Source organism: Georgenia deserti (assembly GCF_042680605.1).
In the GTDB taxonomy this organism is placed as follows: domain Bacteria; phylum Actinomycetota; class Actinomycetes; order Actinomycetales; family Actinomycetaceae; genus Allobogoriella; species Allobogoriella deserti.
The window spans coordinates 82,809-102,495 of sequence record NZ_JBHUEE010000011.1 but is presented as its reverse complement, the minus strand read 5'-3'; the positions used below and the strand labels follow the sequence as shown (position 1 = coordinate 102,495).

The 19,687-nt window shown below is 69.5% G+C and carries 19 protein-coding genes; 9 read left to right on the top strand and 10 right to left on the bottom strand.

Features of this window, described 5'->3' with window-relative positions; all coding sequences use genetic code 11:
• Positions 1-34: 34 nt before the first annotated feature.
• From ACFSE6_RS17465 to ACFSE6_RS17455, 3 genes are all read left to right on the top strand, one after another.
• A complete protein-coding gene (locus ACFSE6_RS17465; protein WP_388010332.1) occupies positions 35-1,270 on the top strand; it encodes a Gfo/Idh/MocA family protein in 1,236 nt (411 codons plus the stop codon).
• A 20-nt stretch (positions 1,271-1,290) separates the two neighbouring features.
• Entirely contained in the window at positions 1,291-2,313 is a 1,023-nt protein-coding gene (locus ACFSE6_RS17460; protein WP_388010329.1) for a LacI family DNA-binding transcriptional regulator, read from the top strand.
• 116 nt (positions 2,314-2,429) lie between these two features.
• A complete protein-coding gene (locus ACFSE6_RS17455; RefSeq protein ID WP_388010326.1) occupies positions 2,430-3,767 on the top strand; it encodes a sulfatase family protein in 1,338 nt (445 codons plus the stop codon).
• 33 nt (positions 3,768-3,800) lie between these two features.
• Here the strand turns inward: ACFSE6_RS17455 and ACFSE6_RS17450 are convergent, their stop codons facing one another.
• The 8 genes from ACFSE6_RS17450 to ACFSE6_RS17415 all read right to left on the bottom strand — a co-directional run bounded on the left by ACFSE6_RS17450 (position 3,801) and on the right by ACFSE6_RS17415 (position 11,627).
• Positions 3,801-4,862 (bottom strand): ABC transporter substrate-binding protein, encoded by a 1,062-nt coding sequence (locus tag ACFSE6_RS17450; RefSeq protein WP_388010323.1) that lies wholly within the window; start codon positions 4,860-4,862, stop codon positions 3,801-3,803.
• Between the two features lie 22 nt (positions 4,863-4,884).
• Positions 4,885-5,751, bottom strand: coding sequence for an ABC transporter permease (locus tag ACFSE6_RS17445; protein ID WP_388010320.1), 867 nt, complete (start codon positions 5,749-5,751; stop codon positions 4,885-4,887).
• Positions 5,748-6,509, bottom strand: coding sequence for an ABC transporter ATP-binding protein (locus ACFSE6_RS17440; protein ID WP_388010317.1), 762 nt, complete (start codon positions 6,507-6,509; stop codon positions 5,748-5,750). Before ACFSE6_RS17440 ends, ACFSE6_RS17445 begins: the two co-directional genes overlap by 4 nt.
• A gap of 29 nt (positions 6,510-6,538) precedes the next feature.
• Complete coding sequence (locus ACFSE6_RS17435) at positions 6,539-7,651, bottom strand: zinc-dependent alcohol dehydrogenase (RefSeq protein ID WP_388010314.1); 1,113 nt, start codon at positions 7,649-7,651, stop codon at positions 6,539-6,541.
• A gap of 48 nt (positions 7,652-7,699) precedes the next feature.
• Positions 7,700-8,929 carry a Tm-1-like ATP-binding domain-containing protein gene (locus ACFSE6_RS17430; protein WP_388010311.1) on the bottom strand — a complete coding sequence of 410 codons (1,230 nt, stop codon included), beginning with the start codon at positions 8,927-8,929 and terminating at the stop codon, positions 7,700-7,702.
• Positions 8,930-8,933: 4 nt separating this feature from the next.
• Positions 8,934-9,596, bottom strand: a complete 663-nt coding sequence (locus ACFSE6_RS17425) for a class II aldolase/adducin family protein (protein ID WP_388010308.1) — start codon at positions 9,594-9,596, stop codon at positions 8,934-8,936.
• Positions 9,597-9,622: 26 nt separating this feature from the next.
• On the bottom strand, positions 9,623-10,516 hold the full coding sequence (locus ACFSE6_RS17420; RefSeq protein WP_388010305.1) for a creatininase family protein: 894 nt from the start codon (positions 10,514-10,516) through the stop codon (positions 9,623-9,625).
• A gap of 88 nt (positions 10,517-10,604) precedes the next feature.
• Positions 10,605-11,627 (bottom strand): LacI family DNA-binding transcriptional regulator, encoded by a 1,023-nt coding sequence (locus ACFSE6_RS17415; protein ID WP_388010302.1) that lies wholly within the window; start codon positions 11,625-11,627, stop codon positions 10,605-10,607.
• A gap of 329 nt (positions 11,628-11,956) precedes the next feature.
• Here ACFSE6_RS17415 and ACFSE6_RS17410 point away from each other — a divergent pair, with 329 nt between their 5' ends.
• Genes ACFSE6_RS17410 through ACFSE6_RS17400 form a run of 3 tightly spaced genes read left to right on the top strand, consistent with a single transcriptional unit; the run spans position 11,957 to position 14,852 of the window.
• The gene (locus tag ACFSE6_RS17410) at positions 11,957-12,910 is read left to right on the top strand and encodes a tripartite tricarboxylate transporter substrate binding protein (protein WP_388010299.1); all 954 of its coding nucleotides are present in this window, start codon (positions 11,957-11,959) and stop codon (positions 12,908-12,910) included.
• Positions 12,903-13,346: a tripartite tricarboxylate transporter TctB family protein gene (locus tag ACFSE6_RS17405; RefSeq protein ID WP_388010296.1), complete on the top strand. Its 444-nt coding sequence runs from the start codon at positions 12,903-12,905 to the stop codon at positions 13,344-13,346. Before ACFSE6_RS17410 ends, ACFSE6_RS17405 begins: the two co-directional genes overlap by 8 nt.
• On the top strand, positions 13,347-14,852 hold the full coding sequence (locus ACFSE6_RS17400; protein ID WP_388010293.1) for a tripartite tricarboxylate transporter permease: 1,506 nt from the start codon (positions 13,347-13,349) through the stop codon (positions 14,850-14,852). It begins immediately after the preceding gene.
• A gap of 12 nt (positions 14,853-14,864) precedes the next feature.
• Here ACFSE6_RS17400 and ACFSE6_RS17395 read toward each other — a convergent pair whose 3' ends face one another.
• The gene (locus ACFSE6_RS17395) at positions 14,865-15,575 is read right to left on the bottom strand and encodes a FadR/GntR family transcriptional regulator (protein WP_388010290.1); all 711 of its coding nucleotides are present in this window, start codon (positions 15,573-15,575) and stop codon (positions 14,865-14,867) included.
• A 159-nt stretch (positions 15,576-15,734) separates the two neighbouring features.
• Here ACFSE6_RS17395 and ACFSE6_RS17390 point away from each other — a divergent pair, with 159 nt between their 5' ends.
• From ACFSE6_RS17390 to ACFSE6_RS17380, 3 genes are all read left to right on the top strand, one after another.
• Positions 15,735-17,174, top strand: coding sequence for a sulfatase-like hydrolase/transferase (locus ACFSE6_RS17390; RefSeq protein WP_388010287.1), 1,440 nt, complete (start codon positions 15,735-15,737; stop codon positions 17,172-17,174).
• 137 nt (positions 17,175-17,311) lie between these two features.
• Positions 17,312-17,581, top strand: coding sequence for a hypothetical protein (locus tag ACFSE6_RS17385; protein ID WP_388010284.1), 270 nt, complete (start codon positions 17,312-17,314; stop codon positions 17,579-17,581).
• A gap of 2 nt (positions 17,582-17,583) precedes the next feature.
• The gene (locus ACFSE6_RS17380; RefSeq protein ID WP_388010281.1) at positions 17,584-17,967 is read left to right on the top strand and encodes a PIN domain-containing protein; all 384 of its coding nucleotides are present in this window, start codon (positions 17,584-17,586) and stop codon (positions 17,965-17,967) included.
• A 70-nt stretch (positions 17,968-18,037) separates the two neighbouring features.
• On the opposite strand, the gene ACFSE6_RS17375 is transcribed toward ACFSE6_RS17380, so the two are convergent.
• Positions 18,038-19,543, bottom strand: coding sequence for an FAD-dependent oxidoreductase (locus tag ACFSE6_RS17375; protein ID WP_388010278.1), 1,506 nt, complete (start codon positions 19,541-19,543; stop codon positions 18,038-18,040).
• Positions 19,544-19,687 lie beyond the last annotated feature (144 nt).

Sequence of the window (19,687 nt, the reverse complement as noted above, 5' to 3'; positions counted from 1 at the left end):
GCGTCCCGCCGCGACGATGGAGGAGCACTCAGTCATGGGATTCACCCTCGGCATCGTCGGTGCCGGTCAGTTCTCCGCCCACTTCGCCTCGTTGTTCGACCTGCACCCCGGCGTGGATCGGGTGACGGCCACCGACGTGCTGCCTGAACGCGCCGGACGTCTGGTCGATGAGCTCGGGCTCGCCGGGACGCATGCGGACTTCGAGGCGATGCTGGCGGATCCGGCTGTGGACGCCGTCGCGATCTTCACCCAGCGGTGGACGCACGGGCCACTCGTGGTCCGCGCGCTCGAGGCCGGCAAGCACGTGTACTCGGCGGTGCCGATGGCCACCTCTCGTGAGGAGATCGCCGCGATCATCGACGCCGTCGAGCGGACTGGCCTGACGTACATGATGGGGGAGACGAGCTACTACAACCCCGCGACGGTCTTCGCCCGCAAGAAGCTCGCGGCGGGGGAGTTCGGGCGGGTGTTCTACACCGAGGGCGACTACCTGCACGACATGCACCTCGGCTTCTACGACGCCTACCGCTACAGCGGTGGTGAGGCGTGGAAGTCGACCGCGAGCTACCCGCCCATGTGGTACCCGACCCACTCCATCGGCGGGGTCCTCGGTGCCATCCCGACCCACGCCGTCGCGGTGAGTTGCTTCGGCATGCGCGATCACCTCGGGGACGGCGTCTTCGACACCGAGGTCTCGATGTTCGACAACGACTTCTCCAACATGACGGCGCTGTTCCACCTCGCCGACGGCGGCATGATGCGCATCAACGAGTTCCGGCGCGTCGGCTACCCCTCGCCGCTGCGAGAGAGCCGGTTCCGCTACTTCGGCACCGACGGCAGCTTCGAGCAGCTCGCGACCACCTCGGTGTGGCAGGACAAGCAGGGCGTGAGTGACGTCTCGGACCAGATCGCCAACCGGGAGACCCTGAGCGAGGACGACCCGATGCTGGCGAATGTCGCGCCGTCGCTGCGCAAGGGCTTCGTCTCCGGGCACGCCCCGATCCACGACGAGGACACCCGCCGGCTGCCGGAGACCTACGCGCACGCCCCGAACGGGCACGAGGGCTCGCACCAGCTCCTCGCGGACGACTTCGTCCGGGCCGTCGAGCAATCCGCCGTGCCGACCGTCAACGCCTGGGTCGCCGCCCGGTTCACCCTGCCCGGTCTGGTCGCGATGGAATCGGCCCGCCGCGGCGGCGAACGCCTCGAGATCGACGACCTCGGGCCCGCGCCCGAGCGGCTCGAGGCGGTGACATCCGGCCGCGCCTAGAATTACGGCCGGAGGTGCGCATGGTCCGCCAGGGTGGTCGCGGCGGTCGGTCGGTCACCCGCCGGGACGTCGCGGAGCGTGCGGGGGTCAGTGCCGCGGTGGTCAGCTACACCCTCAACGGCGGCGCCCCGGTGGCACCGGAGACCGCTCAACGGGTGCTCAAGGCGGTCGCCGAGCTCGGGTACCGGCCCAACCAGGCGGCGCGTGCCCTGCGGTCCGGGTCGACGCGGACGCTGGCGTTCCTCACGGTCGATGCCGACGACGCCATCTTCACCAACCCGATCTTTGCCGAGTACGTCCACGCCGTGCAGCGCGCTGCGGCGAGCCGGGGGTACGCGCTGTACACGGCGAGTACCCCCGGCGGAGGCCGGGCCCGCACCATGCAGGAGCTGCGCGAGTTCGCCTCCCGGCAGGTCGACGGCGTCGTACTCCTTGCGTCATCCGAGCAGCAGCTCGACCCGGCCGAGCTGGACGCCGTCGGGGTGCCCTGGGTGCTGGTCAACACCGAGGAGGCGCCGGGCGGCGGAAACAGCATCGGCGCGGACCTGTTCGGCGGAGCCACCGTGGCGATGGGACACCTCGTCGAGCACGGCTACTCGAGTATCGGCTTCGTCGGGGACGCGCCGCGGTCGGAGCCTCGGCGCCGGGCCTGGCGTGAGGTCTGCGCCGAGCACGGGGTGGAGGCCTCGCCGCTGTTCGACGTCGACTTCACCCGGGAGGGCGGGCGCCAGGCGGCGCTGGAGCTGGCAGACCTCTCCTCGCCGCCGCGTGCCGTGTTCGTGGTCTCCGACCGCACCGCCCTCGGCGTGCTGCGCGGACTCCACGAGTGCGGCGTGCGGGTACCTGAGGACGTGGCCGTGATCTCCTTCGACGGCTCGTGGGAATCGGCTTACGCCTGGCCGGGGCTGACGTCGGTGCGCCAGCCCATCGAGGAGATGGCTGCGGCCGCGGTCGACCGGCTCATCTCGCCACCCGAAGAAGCCTCCCACCAGGTGTTCCCGGTGGAGCTGATCGTGCGTGAGTCCTGCGGCGCGCACGCGTAGTCAGTTGGTGCGCCGAGCGGCGCGCTGACGAAGAGCCGTAGCGGACAGACTCCGTCCTTGACCGTCGGGCGGCTCAGCTCTACTGTCGCTGAAAACGATTTCACGAAGGAGTGGTGATGACACGACAGGGACAGGCCGGCGTCGGGAGGCGCGACGTGCTCCTCGGCGGGGCGGCGGCGATGCTCGGTGCTGGTGCCGGTGCGACGTCGGCATATGCGGAGCCCGCGGCCGCGGCGCAGTCGGCCGGCCCGCCGTCATCCCGGCCGCCGAACATCCTCGTCGTCTTCATCGACGACCTCGGGTACGGCGACCTGAGCTGCTACGGCTCGCCGATGATCCACACCCCCCACCTGGACCGACTGGCGCGTCAGGGCACCCGGTTCACCCACGGCTACGCCGGGCACACGGTGTGCACGCCGTCGCGTGCCGGACTGCTGACCGGCCGGGTCCCGCCGCGGGCGGGACTGCCGCACGTGCTGTTCCCGGAGGACACCAAGGGATTGTCCGCCGACGAACGCACCATTCCCGAGTACCTCAAACAGGCCGGGTATTCGACCACCTGCATCGGTAAGTGGCATCTGGGCTCCCAGCCGGAGCACAACCCCACTCGGCACGGGTTCGACCACTTCTTCGGCGCGCTCTACAGCAACGACATGACACCGTTCCAGCTCTGGCGGGACGAGGAGATGATCGAGGACCCGGTGGACCAGTCCACCCTGACCCGCCGGTACACCGAGGAGGCCATCGCCGCGATCGACCGCGCCGGGGACGACCCGTTCTTCATCTATCTCGCCGAGACCATGCCGCACCTCCCGCTCGCCGTCGAGTCACGCTTCGACGGCCAGTCCGAGGCCGGTGAGTACGGCGACGTCGTCGAATCCCTGGACCACTACCTCGGCGTGCTGTTCGAGGCGCTGTCCTCCCGTGGCCTGGACGAGAACACGCTCGTGATCGTCACCAGCGACAACGGGCCGTGGTTCGACGGCAGCAGCGGTCCCTTCCGCGGACGCAAGATCGGGACCTACGAGGGCGGTCTCCGGGTGCCGTTCATCGTCCGGTGGCCCGGGGTGGTCCCGCGCCGCCGCGAGCACGACTTCCCGGTGACGGTCATCGACCTGCTGCCGACTCTGTGTTCCTACGCCGGTGTGGAGCCGGACCCGGACGTGACCCTTGACGGCACCAACGTGCGGGCCGTCCTCGAAGGACGGCGCAGTGTGCCGCGCACTCCGATCTACTACTTCGACGACGACGACGGCAGTCTCTCCGCCGTTCGCGACGGCCGCTGGAAGCTGCACGCCCAGCGCCAGGACGAGACCACCCGGCGTCTACCAGAGCTGTACGACCTCGAGCGGGACTCGGGGGAGAGCTACAACCTGGCCAGCCGGAATCCGGACGTCGTCGAACGCCTGACCGCGATCATCGAGGAGATGGAGGCCGAGGTGGCGCCGGCCTGACGGGCGGGCGGCAACGCAACCTCTGCCACCCACTCACTCCCGTTGCTCGGCCTCGCCGAGCTCCTCGACGGCCGCTTCCATCGGCCCACGGTCGATCAGCTCGGCCAGGTCCACCTCGGCCCCGGGCGCGAGCGTCTCCATCTGCTGCATGCGCTCGAGGGTGTACTCGAGGCGATTCTCCTCGAGGCCGACGTTGCGCGGGAACGCCTGGACGTCCTGCATGTAGACCTCCCAGGCGTCGTCGATGACGGACTCCTCCATCGAGGTCACCTCGGCGATGATCGGCACCACGCGGTCGCGTTCGGCGTACATGGTGCGGTGCGCGCGGGTGAGTGCCTGGGCGAAGCCGCGTGCGGCGTCGGGGTTGTCCTCGAGCCAGGCGTTGTCGGCGAAGTAGGCGCCGTAGAAGTAGTCCGGCTCGATCTCGTAGAGGTTCACCAGCGGGTGCAGACTCGGGTCCTCGGCCGCGGCCTGGAATCCCTGTTCCGGGTGCAGGACCGCCGAGGCGATCTGCCCCTGCACGAGGCCGGAGACGTAGGCGTCGGAGGAGACGGACACGTAGTTGACGTCGTTCGGTGTCATGCCCGCGTCCTCGAGCACCATCCGCGTCATCGCCTCACGGAACGCGCCGACCTCCTGGATACCGAGGTCACGGCCCGCGAGGTCCTCGACGCTCTGCACGTCCTCGGGCACCACCAGCTCCACCTCGAGGCGGTCGGCGTAGGAGGCGAAGACGCTGATCTCGGCACCTCCGGCGAACGCGTTGACGACCGGTTCGATGCTGGCGCCGCCCACCTCGAACTCGCCGCCGACCACACCGTTGGCCACCGAGGTGCCCGACCGCAGGTTCATGATCTCCACCTCGATTCCGGCGTCCTCGAAGTAGCCGAGCTCGTCGGCGACCACCACGTCGGCGTTGGCGAAGCTGGTCACGCCGGTCGGCAACGCGATCCGGATCTGAGCCGGTCCGCCGTCGTCGTCACCTCCGGCGCCGGAGCACGCCGCCAGGGCGACGAGGGACAGGCCGACGACGGCGGCGATCCCGCCGCGGCGGCGCGGTGACCCGCGCAGGGTCAGCACACGTGTGGACATCATTGTCACTTCCTTCTCAGTGGGCTCAGGCGTCGCGGCGCCACGGCGCGAGCGCTCGCTCGACCACGCCGAGGATCGCCGTCAGGACGACGCCGATGAGGGAGAGCGTCACGATCGGCACGAACGTGCGTGCCGTCTGGAACGAGTTCGAGTTCGTGACGATGAGGTTGCCGAGGCCGGAGATGGCGGTGAAGAACTCCGCCACGATCACGCCGACCAGACCACGGCCGATGGCGAGCTTGATGCCGGTGAAGACGTACGGCAACGAGGCCGGGATGAGCAGGTCACGCCACACCGCACGCTCCGAGGAGCAGAACGACCGGGTGACCTCGAGCAGCTCGGACTCGACCTCCTCCACGCCGCGGGTGGTGTTGATGACCACGGGGAAGAAGACGAAGAACGCGACGATGAAGATCTTCGCCGGGTCACCGAAGCCGAACCACAGCACGATCACCGGGATCAGGGCTACCGCGGGCAGCGCGTACAGGGCGCTGATCGGGATGTCGAGGATCTCCTTGGCGATCCAGCTGCGACCGGCGAGCAAGCCGGTGCCGATGCCGAGCAGCACACCCGCTGTCGCCCCGACGGCGAGCACCGAACCGGTCTGCCACGTGGCGGTCAGCCACGTCCCGTCGGCGACCATGTCCACGGCCGACTCGACGATGGCCACCGGATACGTGAACAGCACCGGATTGACGTTGCGTCCGTAGATCTCCCAGATCAGCAGGAGAATCGCCAGGGAGGCGTAGCGCACGACGATGCGCCGGTTGCGCGTTGGCTGGCTGATCTTCATCGCCCGCCGCTGGCGGACCTCCTCCTGGGAGGCTGTCGTCGCCAGGGGGTCGACGCGGCGCGGCTGGACGTTGTTCTCGGATGTGGGTGAGGTGGTCATGCGGCGGCCCTCCCGGACTCGAGCGCGCCCCACAACCGGCGGCGCAGGCCGAGGTACTCCGGATGGCTCCGGACCGTCTCCAGGGTCCGGGGCCGTTCGATGGGGGAGCGGATATCGAGCACGACGTGGGCCGGCGGCCCGCCGAGCACGACGATCCGGTCGGACATGATGATCGCCTCGTCGAGGTCGTGGGTGACGAGCAACGCGGTGCGCGGCTCGGCCTCGATGAGCTCGATCACCTCCTGCTGCATCACCTCGCGGGTGATGGCGTCGACGGCGCTCAGCGGCTCGTCCAGCAGCAGCAGTTCCGGCTCGAGCACGAGCGCGCGGGCGATCCCGGTGCGTTGCTTCATGCCCCCGGAGAGCTGCCGCGGATACTTCTTCCGGGCGTGGCCGAGGTGCATGACCTCCAGCAGCCGCTCCATCCGTTCGCGCGGCTCGGTCCGGCCCTGGACCCGCACGCCGTAGAGGATGTTCTCCTCCACGGTCTTCCACGGGAAGAGGCCGAAGTGCTGGAAGACCATGGCCACGCGCGGTTCCGGCGCCTGGAGCGCACTGCCGTGCAGCTCCGTGCGGCCGATCCGGGCACTGTTCGGCAACAGCCCGCCCAGCGCCCGCAGGAAGGTGGTCTTCCCGCACCCGGACGTGCCGACGATGCTGACGAACTCGTCGTCGTCGACGGACAACGACAAGCCGTCGATGATGCAGGTGTTCTTGAACGTCACGTGGACGTCCTCCACGCACAGGCTCTGCGTCATGGTCACTCCTTCGTGGTGACAGCCCGAGATCAGAAGCGGATGACGGCTTTGAGGGGATCGCCGTCGCGCTCGCGGACCACGCGGAGGGCCTCCGCGATGTCGTCGAGCTGGAACTCGTGGGTGACGAGCTCCTCGCCGCGCAGGCGGCCCATGTCCGCCAGCGCCAGGGCGCGGCGGACGTTGTTGCCGCCCTCGCCGCGGGTGGTGTGCACCTGGACGCCCTGCCGCACGACGGCGGACAGGTCCAGCGTCACCGGTTCCGGGTAGAACGCCACGACGAGGATCGTGCCGCCGCGGCGCACGGCCTCGACGCACTGCTGGGGTGCGGCGACGTTGCCGGAGGTCTCGATGACGACGTCGGCGCCCTCGCCGCCGGTCAGCCGGGCGATCTCGGCGACCGGATCGCTCTGCCGGGCGTTGATGGTGTGATCGGCGCCGAGATCCCGTCCACGGGCGAGCCGGCTGTCGCGGGTGCCCACGAGGATCACCTGGCGAGCGCCGAGCTGTTTGGCCGCCTGCGCGGTCATCAAGCCCACCGGGCCGGGTCCGAACACCACGACGTCCTGGCCGAGTAGGTACCCGCCGATCATGTCGATGCCGAACAGGCCGGTGCCGGCGGTGGTGATGAGCACGGCGTCGAGATCCGAGACGTTCGTCGGCATCCGGGAGAGCGCGGCCACGTGATGGATGGCGTACTCGGCGAAGCCGCCGTCGACCGTCATCCCGGAGGCCTTGTGCCCTTTGGCGACGTCGCCGTAGTTCAGGCAGCACGTGTACAGGCCGGCCATGCAGTTCTCGCACCGGCCGCAGCCGTGGTGGGCCTCGATACACACGCGGTCACCGACGGCGACCTCGTCGACCGTCTCGCCCACCTCGACCACCGTGCCGGACCACTCGTGGCCGGGTGTGTAGCTGCCGTACGGGGGTGTGCCGGGGAAATGGCCGTCGTAGATCTTCAGGTCCGTGCCGCACATGCCGCAGACCGACACCTTGACCAGGACCTCGCCGGGGCCGGGCCGCGGCACCGGCTTGTCGACCACGCGGATGTCACCGGGGCCGAACATCACCGCCGCGCGCATGCTCTCGGGGACGTCGCTGTCCGGACGTGGGGCTGCCTGGGCGGCCGCCTGTTGCGCAACCATTCGAAGCTCCTTCGCGTCGGGTCGCCGCCGCGGTGCGGCAGCGGGCCGTCAGCGCGACGGCATGAGGTCGAGAAGGGTCTCGGCCGCCGCCGTCGCGAATGCGGGGTCGTTGATCGTGGTGTCATGGCGCTCGAGCCGGACCGTCGGGTTCAGGCCGGCCTCGAGGGCGTCGACGAACGCCTGATTGGCGTCCGGGTCGTGCAGGATGCCGCCGGGGCTTCCGACGCCGGACCATCCCTGGGTCGGGATGAGCACGGCTGCCGGGCCTCGGGAGGCGTTGAGCCGGTCGGCCACCAGCCGGCCGAGTTCGGTCAGCTCGGTGGCCGTGGTGCGGACGTTGGTGTTGTACGGGTTGTGCACGTGCACCGGCCGGTCCCGGTAGGCGGGCGGTATGGAGTCCGGCCCGCCGAAGCAGAAGTACTCGCAGCCGCCGGGCACGACCACCTGCGGCATCCCCTGCCGGCCGGCGGCGGTGAGCCGGCCGGGCCGGACGGGTGCGTAGATGTCGGCCGGCTCGATCTCGCCCAGCACCTCGTGGATGGTGAGGTCGAGGACCCCGGTGAGGACTCCGTCGTCGAGAAGGCGTTCCATGGCCGAGCCGCACGCCCCGGAGGCGTGGAACGGCACGGACGCGAGGCCGCCGTCGCGAAGCTTCTCGATGGCGGTGACGACGGCGGGTTCGGTGTTGCCGAACGCCGTCACCCCCACGGCCGGACCGGTGTCGGTCGGTGCTGCGGTACCGCCGCCGGCCACGCCGGCCATGGCGACGACGGCGGCCGCCGAGCGGCGCAGGATCATCCCGGTCACCCGGTTGGGGCCACCGAGCAGATCACCGACGGAGAATTGCATGGTGATGTCGCAGTCCTGGACGTACTGGCGCACATTGCCCGAGGCCACCGTGGAGACGATGAGCTTGGGCGGCCCGATCGGCAGGTGCCGCATGGCGATCGCCGCGACGGCACTGCCCTGGTTGCCGCCGACGGCGATGACGCCGTCCAGCCGGCCGGCATCGAACCATTCGGTCAGCACCTGCCCGGCGCTCTCGCCCATGGCCGCCATCGCCTCGTGCCGAGGGCCCGCGCGCAGGTCCGCGACCGTCGTCCCGGCTCGACCGGCGAGTGTCTGCGCCGGGACGTCGACGGCTTCGCCGGCGGCCTGGCCGAGCCCGATGTCGATCACCGGGGCGGCGCCTCCGCGGGCGAGGATCTCTGCCGCGAGGAAGGAGGCCTCGGCCGCCTTGGTGTCCACCGTGGCGAGGACGGCGATTCTCGGGCGCACGCGATCAGCCCCCTTCCGCCGTCGGATCCGGGTCGTGGGCCAGCTCGATCTCGCCCGGACGGGTCGAGGTGAGAATCCCCGCGGCCAGGGCTACGCGAGCGTTGTCCTCCATGTAGTCCGTCCGGTGAACCGCCGTCGCCAGGTCCGGGCCCACGGCGATGGTGCCGTGCTCGCGCATGAGGACCACCCGTGTCTGCGTCCCGGCCATGACGGCCTCGACGGCGTCGGCCAGCTCGGGCGAGCCGGCCGGCAGCAGCGGCACCTCGGCGATCTCTCGCACGTGGCCCCGCGCCGCCGCGGTGACCAGCGGCGGGACCTGGCCCGCCACCGAGAAGGCCACCGACAGCGGCGGGTGGAGGTGCGCGACCGCACCGACCTCGGGCCGGGTGGCGTAGATCCTGGCGTGGAAACGCCACTCCTTGCTCGGCGTGCGCCCGGGGTCGAGCACCTCGCCGTCGAAGGACATCACCACCGTGTCCGTGGCCGTCATGTCCCCCTGGCTGCAGCCCGAGGTCTTGATGACCATCGTGTCCGTGCCGGGCACTCGGATGGAGTTGTTGCCGCTGACGCCGGGCACGAGCCCGCGGAAGAAGCTGCGGCGGGACAGCCGCGCCAGCTCCTCGCGCAGGGCGTCCGTGCCGGTCTGGTTCGGCGCGGTGCCGATCATGCGACCACCTCCGTCGTGGTGCGGGGTCAGGCGCGCTCCGGGTAGTCGGAGTTGATCTCCCCGACCTCGAACTTGCGCACTTCCTCGACGTAGGCGGCGAGGTGCTCGGCCATGGAGTCGAACATCGCCAGCCCCTTCTCCTTCGTGGCGCGGAAGGGGTTGCCGATGGTCGCGGTGTCGGAGTACTCGTGGTGCTCCATCGGGACCCAGATGTTCTCCGAGCCGCGGAACTTCACCGTGCCGACGCCGTCGATCTTGGAGAACTCCGGTCCCATGTAGGCCGGGGCGTGGGCGCGGTCGTCCACGGCGCGGTCCATGTGCACGAGGTTGTCCGCCGTCGCCATGAGGCAGGCCGTCTCGAGCTCGGAGGAGTGCCAGCCCGGCGTCTCCTCAGGCGGGTTGTCGAAGTGGTGCTGGACCACGTTCGCCTCGCGCTCGGTCGGTGTCTTGTAGAAGGAGATGTACGCGCCGGTGTGGTAGCGCAGCTGGCGCATGAGTTCGTCGATCGGCTTGGTGTTGGATCCGTGGTGCGAGACGAAGATGATCTTCTTGACGCCGTGGTAGATCAGGCTGCGGGCGACGTCGTGCAGGACGCGCCGGTAGGTCTCGGCCCGCAGCGTGATGGTGCCGGCGCCTTCCTCGTGGCGGCCCATGTGGTGCGGTGAGTAGCCGAACGGCTGCAGCGGTGTGTGCATGACGTCCACCGCCTCGGCGGCACGGTAGACGACCTCCATCGTGACGTAGCTGTCCGTGCCGAGCGGGATGTGGGCGCCGTGCTTCTCGGTGCTGCCCATGGGGATGAGGACGGTGTCCTGTCCCGGTTCTGCGAGCCGCTCCGCGACCTCCGCGAACGACATCCCGAGGATGTTGTGCTTGCGGTCCGATCCGGCATCGGTCTTCGCGTAGTCCTTCACCGACATGTTGGAGAACTCCTTCGTCTCTGGTTGCCGTTGTCGCGCACGCCGTGTGCGCTGTCGTGGCCTATCGGCGTCGTGCGGGGCCGGGGCGTCAGGGTGTGGTGGCCCTGCGGTGTGCGCCGCAGCTCTCGCGCACGACGATGTCGCCGTCCACCGTGCGGTGGCGGATGCTCGTCTCGCCTTCCTCTCTGTCCAGGATCATCTGCATGGCCTCCGCGCCGAGCTGGGCGGAACGGAGGGAGTACGTGGTCAGCGCGGGCCGGACGTAGGCGGAGATGGGGGTGTCGTCGAAGCCGGCGAGGGCGACGTCGTCCGGGACGCTGAGGCCCAGATCGTGGGCCGCGGCCATGGCGCCGATGGCCATGCGGTCGTTGGCCGCGATGAGGGCTGTGGGCCGTTCGCGCGCGGTGGTGTTCGCGAGGAGGTCGCGCGCGGCGCGATAGCCGCCCTGCTCCGTGTATCCGCCCCGGCTGACCGGGGGAGCGGTGAGTCCGCCGGCGCGGGCCGCCCTGCGGACGCCGCTGAGACGTAGGCGGGTCGCGGTGGATCCGCGCGATCCGGCGATGAAGGCGAGGTGTCGGTGCCCGAGGTCGATGAAGTGCTGGGCCATGACCTGTCCGGCCTGCTCGCCGTCGGTGGTGACGGTGGGGAAGTCCTCACCGGCGCGCCCGATGAGGACGACCTCCGTGCCGTAGCTGGCGACCTGCTTGCGGGTGAGCCGGACCTCGTCACCGCCACCGAGGATGATCAGGGCGGCGACGCGGCGGCGCAGGAGTGCCTCGAGGGCCGTCTCGGCACGAGTCTTTCGCCGGTCGGTGGAGGAGAAGAGGACCTGGTAACCGGCCTCGTGCGCAGCGTCCTCGATCCCGCGGGTGACCTCGGCGTAGTACTGGTTGGCCATGTCCGGGGCGAGGACTCCGACGAGGTGGGTGTCGCGACGGCTCAGGTCGGTGGCCGACTGGTTGGGCCGGTAGCCGAGGGCCTCGATGACTGCCTCGACCCGTTCGCGGGTGCGGGCGCCGACCGGGTAGTCCGAACCGGAGGCGATGCGCGAGACGGTCGCGACCGAGACGCCGGCTGCTTCCGCAACCTCGCGGATGGTCACCGCTGCCATGTGATCCCTCCGCGCGTCGGTGCAGGTGGTCGGTGGCTCGCACCGGGTGGTGCGGCGGGTAACCGGCAATGTTAGTAACCGGCTACTACTGATAACTCTAATCAAAGTGGTTCATAGAAACCGCTTACTGTTTAACGTAGAGCCCGCCTGAGTGACGCGTCAAGGCGGAAGCGCAATTTCGCGATGCGAGAGAGATGTAGCTTGGTACTGGCAACCAATGATTGGTTCATTGGCACGATTGATGGTACTTTCGCTCGAGCGGTTGTCGCCTCACGGCGCCGGCCCGACCTGTCGACGTCGTTGCCTAACGGGAGACCTCAATGAGGAGCATGATCAGGACAGCCGCCGTGGTGGGTGCCGTTGCCGTGGGCGTGACGGCGTGCTCAGGCTCCGGTGATCCGGCGGAGTACCCCCAGGAGAACATCACCGTGGTGGTTCCGGTGCCGGCAGGGTCCTCGACCGATCTGTCGACGAGGATCGTCACGCCGTGCCTGGAGGAGGAGCTCGACACCTCCATCCAGGTCGAGAACCGTGAGGGTGGCTCAGGAGCCGTCGGAAACACCTACTTCAGCCAGTCCGAGCCCGACGGCTACACGTTGGTCTCGACCACTGCGGCCAACGCGGTCCTGCCGCCGCTGCTCGAAGACAGCGTCGAGTTCGACGCCGATTCCTTCCGTCCGGTGGGCACCATCGGGCAGGCGCCGATCGTGATGGTCGCCCGTGAGGGCGAGTACGACAGTGCCGAGGAGCTGCTCACCTCGGCAGAGGGTTCGCGGACGGTCGTCGGGGTCCCGGGGGCGACGAGCGTGCCCGCCATCGTCGTGGACGGACTCATCGCGACGCACGACGTCGGCGTCGAGACGGTGCCCTTCGACGGGAACGGCAACACTCTCCAGGCGCTGCGTGCCGGGGACGTGGACGCCATCTTCGTCTCGGCCGACAGCGGTGTCACCCTGCCCGCGCTCGAAGAAGGCGGCGTGGAGGCGCTGGCCACCGCGGTGACGGAACCGGCGCCGCACCTGCCCGACGTGCCGACGCTCGACTCACTGGGCTACTCCGACCTGCCGTACGCGGACTCGTTCTGGTTCCTCGCCACCCAGCCGGACACGCCCGACGAGATCGCGAACACCCTCGAATCGGCCATGCAGACGTGCATGAGCGACAGCGACGTCCAGGACCAGCTCGGTGAGGGAGTCGCACCACCGGAGTTCGTCGGCGCCGAGGAGACGAACGAGCGCCTGCACGAGGCGGCCGAGTCCTACGCCGAGGTGGCTGGTGACTGATGAGGAGATCCCGCGGAGTCGCCTCGCCGATCGGCTGTTCGCCATCGGTGTCGCGGCCTTCGCCGGGTGGACGTTGTGGCAGTCCTGGGACGTGGGCCTCGGCAGGCTGAGTGAGCCGGGATCGGGCATGTGGCCGTTCGCGGTCGCCGCAGGACTGCTCACGACCGCGCTCGCCCTCCTACTCCGGAGTCCCGAGGGGGAACGCTTCACCGTGCGGGCGGTGCGACCCCTCGGCCTGGCGGCGATGCTCTTCGTCTTCATCGGCGCCTACGACTACGTCGGATTCCTCATCCCCGGTGTGGTGCTGATGTTCGTCCATCTGAGGTTCCTCGGCGGCGAGTCGTGGCGTACCTCGGCGCTCGTCGCCGTGCTCGGAACGGGCGTGACCTTCTACCTCTTCTCGGAACTGCTCGGCGCGCACATGAGGGCGATCTAGATGTCCACGCTCACCTCACTCCTTGACGGCTTCGCCGTGGCGCTCTCGCCGACGAACCTGCTGTTCGTCACCCTGGGGGTCCTGGTGGGGACCGTCATCGGGCTGCTTCCCGGGCTCGGGCCGGTCGCCGTCATCGCCCTGCTGCTCCCGCTCACCTTCGAGCTGGACCCGGCCACCGCCATCATCATGCTGGCCGGGATCTACTACGGCGCGATGTACGGCGGCCGCATTCCCGCGATCCTGCTCGGTCTGCCAGGTGACGCCTCGTCCGTGGTGACCGTGCTCGACGGCTACCCGTTGACTAAACAGGGCCGGGCCGGCTCGGCGCTCGGCATCACCGCCATCGGTTCGTTCGCCGGCGGAATGGTCGCCGTCGTCGGACTGACGCTGCTCGCGGTGCCGCTGGCGCGCTTCGCCGGCTCGATCGGTGCACCGGAGATCTTCATCCTTGCCCTGCTCGGCCTCAGCATGGTCGTGTTCCTCGGGTCGGGTTCGAAGATCAAGGCGCTGTCGCTCGCCGCCCTCGGTCTGATCCTCGGCGCCGTCGGACTGGATCCGATCTCCGGCGGCGTCCGGCTGACCGGCGGCAACGTCGACCTGATGAGCGGCATCCACGTCGTCCCGCTCGCCGTCGGTATCTTCGGCATCGGAGAGATCCTCTACCGGTCCGACCGAGGATACTTCGGAGGCGCCGGAGAACTGCGGATCTCCAACGTTCTACCGACCATGGGGGACTGGATCGCCAGCCGCCTGGCCATCCTGCGGGCCTCGATCCTCGGGTTCTTCATCGGCGTCATGCCCGGTGGCGGGGGGACCATCTCCTCCGTCATCGGCTACGCCACCGAGCGCCGGTTCTCGAAGCAGCCGGAGCGGTTCGGCAAAGGGGCGATCGACGGCCTCGCGGCCACCGAGACGGCGGACAACGCGTCGTCGAACTCCTCGTTCGTGCCGCTGCTGACCCTGGGACTGCCGCCGAACCCGGCCCTCGCCTTGATGTTCGGCGCCCTGCTGCTGCACAACGTGACGCCGGGTCCGCAGCTGATCACGGAACATCCGGACGTCTTCTGGGGCGTCATCGCCTCGATGTTCATCGGCAACTTCATGCTGCTCGCGCTGAACCTGCCGCTGATCCGGGTCTTCGTGCAGATCTTGCGGCTGCGTGGCGCGCTGATGGCACCGATCATCGTCATCGTCGCCATCTGCGGGGTGTACAGCGTTCAGCGTTCGATGTTCGACGTCGGACTCGCCGTGGTGTTCGGACTTGTCGGCTACGTGCTGCGCAAGCTGAATTACGAGCTCGGTCCGCTCATTCTCGCCTTCATCCTCGGCCCGATCCTGGAAGAGGAGTACCGGCGCTCGATGCTTCTGTCGGAGGGCAGCCTGCTCGTCTTCCTCGAGCGTCCGATCTCCCTGGGCATGCTCGTCATTGCCGTCCTCGCGATCGCGGGGAGTCTGCTCTACGGACGCCGCCGGCGAACCGCGGAGCGCGCTCGGTCCGCTACGTAGGGCGGCGCAGAGCTAGTCCGCCGACAGGGTCTGCCGCACCTCGGCCAGGAGGTCGTGCATGGCGAGTTCGGCCTCCTGTTCGTCTCCTGCGAGGACGGCGCGGGCGACCCTCTCATGGCGGTCCAGCGCAGCGAGGACGTGCGGTCGATCGATCTCCTCATGCCTGCGGCGCGCCTGGAGCACCTCCCGGACCACCGGGACCATCGCGGTGTACATCGGGTTGTGCGACGCCGTCATGATCACGGCGTGGAACCGGAGGTCGGCGTCGAGATGGCGCGATTGGCGGCCCGCCTCGCCGTTGGCGCGGAGCATCGCCATGACCTCGCGCAGCTCGTCGCGTTCGTCCTCCGCGGCCCGAAGCGCGGCCAACCGGGAGGCGACCGGTTCCAGGCCGAGGCGCAGCTCCGTGAGGACCTGGAGCTGCTCCTCGCGGTCCGGTCCCTCCAGGCGCCACCGGATGATCATCGGGTCGTAGGCGTTCCACGACTCCGGCGGCCGGATCTCGATCCCGGTGCGCCGTTGGGAACGGAGCATGCCGAGCCCTTCGAGGATGCGCATGCACTCCCGGACGAGTCCGCGGGAAGCACCGTACCGGTCCTGCAGCTGGTCGAGCGTGACCGACGTGCCCGGTTCCAGGCGTCCGGCGACGATGTCCGCGCCCAGCCCGTTCAGGACGTGGACGTGACGGAGCGGCGTTGCGGCGTTCGGTTCAGGCGTCGACATAGTCCTCGAATCCGGAGCGTAGACGAGCGGTCGCCGTTCGCCTCGCCATCCGGCGGTGAGTCGGGCGGCGAACGACATGACCATTAGATTGTACGATTGACTAGATAGATCGGACCTACACCGATCCTGAGGCAGTCCCTGACGAACGAGAGAGACGCGATGACGCCATCGAACCGACCGAACGTGCTGCTGATCACCGTGGATCACTGGTTCGGGCAGTTGCTGGGGGCCGCCGGCCACCCGGTTGTCCAGACGCCGACCCTCGATCAGCTCGCGCGCGCGGGAACGCGGTACTGCCGGGCCTACAGCGAGTCCCCGGTGTGCGTCCCGGCCCGGCGGACGATCATGACCGGCACCGCGCCTCGCACGCACGGGGACCGCATCTTCCAGCAGGACCTGCCCATGCCCGAGCTGCCCACGCTCGCGCAGACCTTCCGGGACCACGGCTACCAGGCGACCGCCGTGGGGAAACTGCACGTCTTCCCCCAACGCGCACGGATTGGATTTGACGACGTCATCCTCAGCGAGGAGGGGCGCGCTCAGTGGGGAGTGGCTGACGACTACGAACGCCACCTCGCCGCCGAGGGGTACGCGGGGCAGGCGTACACCCACGGCATGAGCAACAACCAGTACGTCCAGCGGCCCTGGCACCTGCCCGAACGCCTTCACGTCACGCACTGGGCGACCCGGCAGATGGCCGAGGTCATCACCCGCCGTGATCCCACCCGCCCCGCGTTCTGGTACCTCTCGTACACGGCACCACACCCGCCGCTGACCCCCCCGCGCGAGTACCTCGAGATGTACGACGGGATCGAGATGGACCCGCCCACCGTCGGGAACTGGGCAACCGATCCCGCCGCACTGCCGGTGCAACTGCACAATCGACGTCATGCCGACGCCCCGGAGGGTTTCCGCGACCACGAGCTCCAGGCCGCGAAGAGAGCCTTCTACGCGCAGTGCACCTACGTCGACCACCAGCTGCGCGTGGTGATCGGCACCTTGCGCGAACAGGGCCTGCTCGACGACACCGTCATCATGTTCACCTCCGATCACGGCGACATGCTCGGCGACCACGGCCTGTGGGCGAAAAGGGTCTTCTACGAGAAGTCCGCCAACGTCCCGATGCTTCTCGTCGGCCCGACGGGGGACGCGCGCGTCGGCGAAGGCGTGGTCGACGACCGTCTCATCGGCCTCCAGGACGTCATGCCGACACTCCTCGACATGGCCGGCCTCCCTGTTCCGGAGACCGTGGAAGGCCGGTCGATGCTCGGGCCACCCCGTGGGGTGCTGCACGGCGAGTTCGGGGAACGGGACGAGGCGACGAGGATGGCCCATGACGGCCGCTACAAGCTCGTCTACTACCCGATGGGGAACATCACCCAGCTGTTCGACGTGGAGTCCGACCCGCTCGACGAACACGACCTGGCCGGTTCGCCCGAGCACGCGGACGTCGTCGAGCGGCTGCAGCGCGTCATCGTCGACCGTGCCTACGGCAACGACGAGGAGTGGATCCGTGACGGCGCCCTGGTGGGTCTGCCACCACGGCACCCCGAGCGGACAGCCGACCGCGGGTTGTCGCAGCAGCGGGGCCTGCACTGAGGTTTGGGCCCGCGCTCGGGCACATCGAGAGGTGCTAGGCCGCGAAATTGGCTCGGGTGCGGCTCTACGGGCACAGCCCGTGCACGGCGCCGCCGCCAGTGCTGCACCTGGTACAGCACTCGACGTATCATGTTCCTATGCCCACCAACCTGAAGCGTCACTCCGTCACCGAGGACGACGAGTTGCAGGCCTACCTCGACGTGGCGCGTGCTGCCTGGCCCGACGAGACATCACCGACCCGGCTCATGCGGAACCTCATGAGCGAAGGCGTCACTCACCTGAGCGAGACACGGGCGCAGGTCCGGGCGCGCCGTCGTCGAAACCTCGAGTCCATTGCTGAGCGCCACCCCTGGCCGGGACCGCCCGCTGAGCGGCATCTCGCCGAGATCCGCGCGGCCGAGGACTGACCGTGGTTATCGACGCGAACATCCTGATCGCCCTCGCCGATGCAGGCCACATCCACCATCGAGTGGCGATCGACGTCCTGGCCGGCCTCGATCCGGAGACGCCGGTCCGGGTCCATCCCGTAAACGCGGGGGAGTTCCTCGCCGGCTATTCGGACGCTGAGCAAGCCGGCGCCTGGGACGACGTCGTCGCGGGCGGGATCGCCCTGGCCGACCTCCCCGTGGAGGACGAGGCACTGCTCGTCGGGCGGTTCCGGTACGCGTCGCGTCAGAAGATCCCCGACGTGTGCGCCATGGTCGCCGCCGCGCATCTGCGCACTGAGCTGTTCACGTTCGATCACCGTCTCCGGCAGTCGGCCGAAGCGTTGGGAATCGCCTGCCGCACCTGACGGACCGCTGTCCTCGGTGAGGCCCGCGTGCCGCACACGCCGCGGCTGCCGGACGTCACGACGTCCCGACCTACGGCACCTCGTGCAGATACACCCCCTGCCGCCCGAGCTCCGCACGCAGATCGGTGACGTCGACGTCCCTGGGCTCGACCCCGGTCGCCGCCGCAAGCGCCGCGGCGGTGCCGGCGGCCTGCCCGGTCATCCAGCACTGCGGGATCTCCCGCATGAACGCCTGCGTTGGGGCGTCGCTGGCCACGTGCCGCCCGCCGACCAGCACACCGTCGAGCTGTGTGGGCACCAGGGCGCCGTACGGCACCGAGATCGTCGCGTACTTCTGTGACGGCGACGGCGAGACACCCACCTCATCCGGATGACGCATGCCGGCTCGCCACTCCTCGGTGGCGAGCGGGTGCAGTCCGGCCAGCCGCCGGGTCATCCGTACACCGATCTGCGGCGCCGCGAGCATGATCCACGCCTGCTCGAAGCCGGGTGCGTACCGGCGGAAGAAGTCCAGGTGCGCGACCATCCGACGCCGGGACTCGAGCTCGACGACGCTGAGGTCCTCGACGTCGAGGCCGCTGTAACCGGCCAGGCGCGGGCCCATGAAGACCACGACGTCGTCGCGCCAGCCCACGTGCGGAGTGTCGACGAAGCCGAGCTGGTCACGGCCACGGGCCATGAGGTCGCGGTGGCCCTCAGGATCGCGCCGTTTGAAGTCCAGCCAGCGCCGCATGTCCACCCCGCTCCAGGTGAAGGCGGTGTTCACGCACTGCTGGACGTTGCCGCCGGCACCGTCGGACCGAGCGTCGGTGACGAAGGCGCCGCCTGCCCGGGCGACCACGTCGAGGTCGCCGGTGGTGTCGACCACCACCCTGGCCAGAATCGCCCGGCGGCCCTGCTTGCTCTCGAAGATCACGCCGCGGACGACCCCGGGGCCGTCGTCGACGGCAATGACGCCGTCGGCACTCGTGCCGGGCTCGGTGATGGTGTCGACCACCCACGAGTGCAGCAGTACGCGTACTCCGGCGTCGACGGCCGTCTCGTGCGAGACGATCTTGAGCCATTCGGGGTCGATCATGGGCGAGCGGCACACGGTCTCCCGGAACGCCGAGAGCCGCTCGCGCCAATACGCCACCTGGTCGGGGTCCTTCGATCCCCACAGGTCCGGACCTGGGCCGGCGAGTGCGCCGTCGGGCAGGCGGTCGAGCAACTCGACGCCGACGCCGGCGATGACGGGGACGCCTTCCCAATCGGTCATCCGGTCGATCCAGATCACCAACCCGCCGGCGGACAGGCCGCCCAGATCGCCGTAGCGCTCGACCAGTGTCACCCGCTGCCCTAGCCGCCGGGCCGCGATCGCGGCGGCCGTCCCGGCGGGCCCGCCGCCGACCACGAGCACGTCGGTCTCCTCGTGCACCGGCGTCTCGCGGGCGGGCTCGGTGATCGTGGCGACGGCGGAGCGGGACGGTGCGGGGGAGCGTCGCTGGTCACGGTCCTTGCCGGCGGTGAACAGATCACTCCCGGCGGAGCCGAAGTAGCTTTCCGGTGCCGGCTCGTGAGGCGGCGCTGCGTTCATGCGGCGAGCAGGATGGACGGTCCTGCCGGGTGACGGCTGTGGCGCCTCGGCGGACGGGTCGGCGTCGACATGCGGGAATGCTAGAAGCGGCATGCTCCGGAGGCCCGTCGGTCTACCACCCAGCGGAACGTGGACACACCACGG